General features: G+C 46.1%; 4 protein-coding genes and 1 pseudogene. 2 read left to right on the top strand and 3 right to left on the bottom strand.

Annotation, left to right across the window (positions count from 1 at the left end):
- Positions 1–149 precede the first annotated feature (149 nt).
- Positions 150–614, bottom strand: a complete 465-nt coding sequence (locus PN462_RS17130) for a hypothetical protein (protein ID WP_272130039.1) — start codon at positions 612–614, stop codon at positions 150–152.
- Positions 615–855: 241 nt separating this feature from the next.
- Here PN462_RS17130 and PN462_RS17135 point away from each other — a divergent pair, with 241 nt between their 5' ends.
- Positions 856–1,566, top strand: coding sequence for a tetratricopeptide repeat protein (locus PN462_RS17135; protein WP_272130040.1), 711 nt, complete (start codon positions 856–858; stop codon positions 1,564–1,566).
- Between the two features lie 246 nt (positions 1,567–1,812).
- Here PN462_RS17135 and PN462_RS17140 read toward each other — a convergent pair whose 3' ends face one another.
- The gene (locus tag PN462_RS17140; RefSeq protein ID WP_443029202.1) at positions 1,813–2,604 is read right to left on the bottom strand and encodes an LmeA family phospholipid-binding protein; all 792 of its coding nucleotides are present in this window, start codon (positions 2,602–2,604) and stop codon (positions 1,813–1,815) included.
- 85 nt (positions 2,605–2,689) lie between these two features.
- Positions 2,690–3,616, bottom strand: coding sequence for an alpha/beta fold hydrolase (locus PN462_RS17145; protein WP_272130042.1), 927 nt, complete (start codon positions 3,614–3,616; stop codon positions 2,690–2,692).
- Positions 3,617–3,869: 253 nt separating this feature from the next.
- On the opposite strand from PN462_RS17145, the pseudogene PN462_RS23610 reads away from it, so the two are divergent.
- Positions 3,870–4,086 (top strand): annotated as a pseudogene (locus tag PN462_RS23610) (transposase); the annotation flags it as partial.

A 4,086-nucleotide genomic window follows, 5' to 3' on the forward strand; every position in this document is an offset into this window, starting at 1 on the left:
ATAGGGGAGATAGGGGGGATGGGGGGATAGAGAAGATAGGGGGATAGGAGAGCATTGAAAGGAGAACAGTTTAAACCTCCCTCTCCTCCATCTTCCTCAACTCCCCCAACTCCCCCAACTCCCCTATTTCCCAGAAACACGAGAGGTGATTACAAAACCTGATGGGTGTAGGCGTGTTGCTTTACGTTGTCTTCGGCACTGACGATGTTTTCGGCGTTGAGAATGCGTTTTTTTTCTAGGGAGAAGTTGAAGTCGTTTTTTTCTGTGCCGAGTGGGATGATTTCTTTGGCTTCTGGACGCTTTTTATAGGTTCGGGAGGCGGCGACGGTGCGTTCTACGAAGTTTTCTCCGAATTGTGCGTCTGAGGGGATTTCACTGGGGAGGGTGAGGCTTTCGGCTTGGAAGAAGTCGCCTAGGGTTTTGCCCCAGGCTTTTTGGTAGGAGGTGGGAATACCTTTGACGATCGCTTCTAAGGCGGAGGAGGGGATCGGTTCTACGATTTGCACTTCTTGGGTTTCGCCGTCTTCGCGGATAAAACAAGTGGCTAAACCAAATACACAGTAGTCGTCGGTGGAGACATCGGGGGCGTTGGGAAAGAGGGTGTCAGTGGACATAGTGTTTTTTCTCTTGAAACTGATGTGTCTAGATTAGGGGATTACACTGATTTTACCAAGGGGAGGAGGGAAAGAGGGTCAGACGATATACGGAATCCAGATTGTGGGTATTGTAGCTATATATTGAGTCTATCGAGGGATGGTGACGCTAAGGACACCGTTGAGAGTGACACACTCTTGTCCCGGAATGGAGAGTTTTCTCTGTAGGTTAGAGTCAGAAGCACTGTGGAGGGTACGCAAGATGCAGGCCGATCAAGGTGAACAAGGTAATTTTAAGGCGGCTCAAGGTCAGGAGGATATGTTGCGATCGCAACCGAATCAGACGGATGCTTTGGTGATTGAACTCCAGGAGGTGGTGGCGGTTCGTCAACAACGAGCGTTAGTGTTACAGAAGTCTAAGCAGGGGGAGTATGAGGAAGCGATCGCGCTTCTCCATGATCTCTTGTCTCGCTATCCTGACAGTGCTATGGATTATAATAATCGCGGCTTACTCTATTTTCAATTAGAGGAGTATGAGTTGGCGTTGGCGGATTTTGATGTGGCGATCGCGCTTAATGAGAGTTTAGATCAAGCCTATAATAATCGCGCTAATTGTTACGCTAGATTGGGACAATATGCGGAGGCTATAGCAGATTATCAGATCGCCCTAGATTTCAACCCGGCTAACCTGCGAGCTTGGATTAATCAAGGGATTACTTATCGAGAGTTAGGGTTATATGATCTCGCTCTAGAAAACTTCGATATTACTTTAATTTTAGGGAAACGTCTCCAAGGCCGAGCCTACGGAGAGCGAGGACGGACTTATCATTTAAGAGGGGATTGGAATAGCGCGATCGCGGACTACCAAAGAGCGATAGAATTCCTCAATAATAATTTATCGGCTCGACGCTACAAAAAGCGCGTCCAACAATGGTTAAGCGAATTAACCAACCAATCTCCCATAGCAAATTAACAATTAACAATTAGCAATTAACAATTAACAATTAGCAATGGTTCTTTGTTGTTTGTTCTTGTATTTTTGAACAAGATAACAGCCCTTTCTCCTTCGGAGATGCTCCGCGTTCACCCAGTGTCTCGTAAGAGAAACGGCTTCGCGGAAACTGCACTTCAGCAGGTGAGCGTGTCCGCTTGTCGAAGTTCAGGGCAAGCGAACAGGGAGTTATAAACCAATTACCAATTACCAATTACCAATTACCAATTACCCCTTTTTCGGAATACGCTCAATTTGGGCATATCCGGTAAACAGCATCATATTGCCTTGAGTTTGGAGACGATTTAACCGTAACATTACTCCATCTAGGTTAAAACGGTCTAAATCGACCATATCATTGAGAATTTCTACCAAAACATTCATCAAGCGACGGGATAAGTCTTGGGACTTTTTCGGGACGCGAGTAGGATCAAACTCTGGGTTTTTGTAGGTAATGCGTCGGCGTTTGTATAACCCTAACGCACAACTAAAACTAACCGGAATAGTTTGATTTCCCAATTGAGCATTGGCAAATAAGCTAATACAGTTATTGGGCAACAGTTTTAACTCGATATCCGTAAAGGAAACGGGGTCTCCTCCTGAAAGTTGAGTTAACCGGGAATCCGTTAATCCTTCGAGACGTTTCCGCACTAACTCCGCTTTAAACGCTTCGTTAATGTCGTCTTCAGACAGTTGAACTTGCGCGAGTGCCTGAGTCGGTTGTTTGAGCGCGATATTGCCCTTGAGGACAGAGCTAAAGTCGATAGACACCGCATCCGTCTCAAAAGACATTTCCTCAGTCCGAAAGTCTTGACGAATCACTAATCCCTTCCCGTGCATCTTGAAGCTGTCAATGCTGCCTTGTAACAGCTTACTCGACGGATTACAGCTTACTTCGACTTCGACCACATCACTGCGGGTGAATAGGTGGCGAAGGGTATTGGTTGCCACTGAATTGAGCAGTCTTTCTCCCCAATCCGTGCCTTGCATCTGATTAGAACCAACTAAGCCACCAAACATAAAATTTGCACTAATCAACGTTCTAGTTCCTTTGTAACAAAATATTAAGCAATCGGCAAAACTAATTTGTATTTCTGCCTTTAGATTAGGTCTGCTTATAGACCCCCTTAGTGAAAGCGATGGGTTGAACCCACTGACGGAGTAACTGATTCACCTGGGTGGGAACTTCGTCATGGGGGCAATGTCCGGCTTGGAGGAAATGTTCGGTGAGGGTGGGATAATACTGGCGGAATTTGGCTGCGCGATCGCGGCAATTCATCCAAGGATCACCTTCTCCCCAAATTGTCAAGAGGGGACAGGATAATCGTTGCAATAACACATCAGTTTTTTCCCCTTGGGGAGACTTAAACACGGACATAAACACCTGTAATGCCCCTTGATCACAAGAGGGACGATAAATTTCCTCTACTAAACGGTCTGTCACCGCACTTTTATCTAAATAAACTTTTTCGAGGGTTTGGCGAATTTTACGGGGCCGACGCATGGACTGGAATAAGAAATAACTCACCCAAGGATGTAGGAATAGCGATCGCACCCTCTCCCGAAACAGCCGTTGCACTCGGTTCGAGCGAGGTTTCTCCGTTTCCGGTTCAGTAAACGGGCCCGCACTATTCAACAACACCACCCCAGACGCAAACTCCGCCCCTTGGGCCGCCACACAAAGAGACGCATACCCCCCCAAGGAATTCCCCACCAAGATGACGGGTTGTTTCACCACCTCAGTAATAAAATCCTGTAACTGTTCACGCCATAAATCCCCACTATAGGCCAAATTGGGTTTTGCCGAACGACCAAACCCCAATAAATCAATGGCCCACACCGAAAACTCCGTTTGTAACTCCGCCATATTCTTGCGCCAGTGGTCAGTGGACGCACCAAACCCGTGGATAAACAGCAACGGAGGGTAAGGACTCGATGCTGCTCCCGCACTAACGTAATAAATCTGATGTCCGCGCCAATCCCAGTGTGTACCGGGGAAATGGTCTGATGATGTAATCGGTGTGACTTGCATGGGTTTTTGGGAATGTTAAGTTATGTTAACACTGCCTTTATTGTAGCGGTTCACCCTAGCCTCGAACAGTCTTCGGGGCATTTTTCCTGATTTTTCCCTCCTAGGCCCGACTTTTTGGCTATCTAGACGTATTCTTTTTGACCAAAAATACTGGGTTTCAAGCCCCGTCATGCCAACGAAGTGGAGGACGGCTTTTTATTGCCATATTGAATTTAATCTGCTACAGTTTTGATACCAGCATACTTAGTGTCAAATGTTTGTCTTAGAGTACAAGGTTAAACCTAAGCCACAACAAATATCAGCCATCGAAGAAGCAATTCGGACAACTCAGTTTGTTTGTGCGAAATAAAGTTCTTCGTTTTTGGATGGATAATCGAGGTGTAGGCAAAACTGAACTCTTTAGATACAACACAGCATTAAGAGAAGAGTATTGCTCTAATTGCGGAGAAAAAGTGCAAAAATCTCTATCC

Origin of the sequence: Spirulina sp. CS-785/01 (assembly GCF_028330525.1) — a bacterium.
GTDB lineage: Bacteria > Cyanobacteriota > Cyanobacteriia > Cyanobacteriales > Spirulinaceae > JAQMSD01.